General features: G+C 72.3%; 1 protein-coding gene and 2 pseudogenes. 2 read left to right on the plus strand and 1 reads right to left on the minus strand.

Annotated elements, in window-relative coordinates:
• Positions 1 to 143 (minus strand): annotated as a pseudogene (locus G3N61_RS39980) (cystathionine beta-lyase); the annotation flags it as partial.
• Here G3N61_RS39980 and G3N61_RS38790 point away from each other — a divergent pair.
• A pseudogene (locus tag G3N61_RS38790) lies at positions 128 to 2,155 on the plus strand (LuxR family transcriptional regulator); the annotation flags it as partial. The pseudogenes G3N61_RS39980 and G3N61_RS38790 overlap by 16 nt on opposite strands.
• A 3-nt stretch (positions 2,156 to 2,158) precedes the next feature.
• The coding region (locus G3N61_RS39985; RefSeq protein ID WP_241018129.1) for a metal-dependent hydrolase at positions 2,159 to 2,273 on the plus strand (115 nt) is incomplete at its 3' end.

Genomic DNA, 2,273 nt, shown 5'->3' on the forward strand with positions numbered 1-2,273 from the left:
TCGATCTCGGCGAGCCGCTGCGCGAGCGCGAGCGACGTCGGCGTCGCATGCAGCCCGTAGCGCCACTGGTTGTCGTTGTGCCAGACGAGCGCACGCATCGTCGCGAGATCGGGGAACACGACCGTCGGCGCGCGCGCTGGAGGGCGTGACCGCGTGGCTGGCCGAAGTCGCGCAACTGTCGATCGATGCGCTCCTGATCGTCGACGATGCGGAGCGGCTGCCGCCAGCCGGCCTCGATGCACTGACCTACGTGCTGCACAACGCGCCGCAAAACCTGCATGTCGTCGTCGCCGCGCGGCGCGGGCTCGATCACGTGGCCGGCGATCTGCTCGCCGGCGGGCAATGCACGCTCGCGGGCCCCGACTGGCTGCGCTTCACGCTCGACGAGACGATCGCGCTGGTCGGTGCGCGCTTTGCGCAGCGGGTCGATGCCGACGCCTGCGCGCGGCTGTTCGAACGTGTCGACGGCTGGCCGCTCGGCCTGCAGCTCGCGATGACCGCGATGGCGCACTCGGCCGATCCGCGTCAGGCGGTCGACGCGCTCGCCGCCCGCGTGGACGGCACGCGCGACCGGCTGGTCGAGCTGCTGCTCACGAACCTGTCGGCCGACGACACCGCGTTCCTGACCCGCACGAGTGTCGCCGATCGCCTGCATCCGTCGCTGTGCGCCGCGCTGCTCGACGACGCGGACGCGCCCGACCGTCTCGCGCGGCTCGCACGCGACACGCCGCTGTTCATTGCGTCGGACGATTCGGACTGGTGCCGGCTGCATCCGCTCGTGCGCGACACGCTGCGCGACCGCCTGGCCGCGGGCCCCGACGCCGAGCGCAGCGCGCTGCATGCGCGTGCGGCCGCATGGCTCGACGCGCACGGGATGACCGAGGAAGCGGCCCGCCACGCGTATGCGGCAGGCCAGTTCGAGGTGGCGTACGCGCTCGCGCAGCGTTGCCTCGAAGATGCGATCAAGCAGGGCCGTATCAACGACGTGCTCGACTGGCTCGCGCTGCTGCCCGATGCGGAGCTCGACAAGCGTCCGACGCTGCGCGTCGCGGTGGCATGGGCGCTGGCGCTCGGCGAGCGCCATGTCGAGGCGCGGCGCCAGATCGCGGGCATCCTCGCGGATCCCGGCACGCCCGCGGCGATGCGCTACGAATGTGCGCTGATCCTCAGCGCGGCCGCGTATTACGCCGACGAAATCGACCGCTTCGTCGAGCTGTTCGAACCGTGGGCCGATTTCACGCCACCGGCGGCGACCTGGCTCGCGCAAATGCACGCGAACCGGCTGTCGGCACGCGCGATCATCGTCGGCGAACCGGCGCAGGCGCGCCGCTTCCAGCACGCGGCGCCGCGCGGCGAGACGGCGGCCGGGTTCGGCTATGTCGCGCGCTGGGGCGAGCTGATCACGGGGCTGAGCTACCTGCGCGAAGGCCAGGTCCGGCTGGCCGACGACGCGCTGTCGCCGGCGCTGGCGCGCGCGGAAGCCGATCTCGGGCGCCGCCATCCGCTGACCTGCATGCTCGCGGCGATGTGCGCGGCGCTCGCCTACGAGGCCGATCGCGTCGACCAGGCCGCCGCGCTGCTCGCGAACCGGCTCGACGTGCTCGAGCATGCGGGCACGCCCGATACCGTGCTGCTCGGCTATCGCACCGCCGCGCGCATCGCGCTGCTGCGCGGCGTCGAGCACCGTGCGATCGACCTGCTGGAAGCGCTCGATGCGATGGGCGTCGCGCGCCGCCTGCCGCGCCTGTCGGTCGCGAGTCTCGCCGAACAGGTGCGCATCCACGCGGCGCGCTATCGAGAGGCAACCTGCCATGCGCTCGTCGAGCGGATCGATGCGATCGCCGCGGCCGAGTTTCCGTCGCACGGGCCGTTGTGGCGGCGCCCTGTCGTGCTGCTGCAGGCGACCGCGCACGCGGGTGCGGCGCTGGCCGCGCGCCGCTGGGACGACGCGAGCGCGGCGCTCGACGAAGCCGCCGTGCTGGCCCGTGAAATGAGCATGGGGCAAGCGCGCATCGAGATCATGGCGCTCAGCGCGTTCGCGCTCGAACAGTCGGGGGGCGCCGGCCGCGCGCTGCTCGACGAGGCGATGAACCTCGCGGACGTGTTCGGGCTGACGCGCACGCTCGTCGACGCACTTCCAGCCATCGCCGACTGGCTGCTGCGCGACCCGACGCGCCTCGACGGCTCGGTCGAAGGCTACCGCCAGATGTGGATCTGGCACGCGCTCGAGGAAACCGAGCACAAGGCCGTGTCGTTCGACGTATGGAATGCCG

It is taken from the genome of Burkholderia sp. Ac-20349 (assembly GCF_017104865.1).
Taxonomy (GTDB): domain Bacteria; phylum Pseudomonadota; class Gammaproteobacteria; order Burkholderiales; family Burkholderiaceae; genus Burkholderia; species Burkholderia aenigmatica.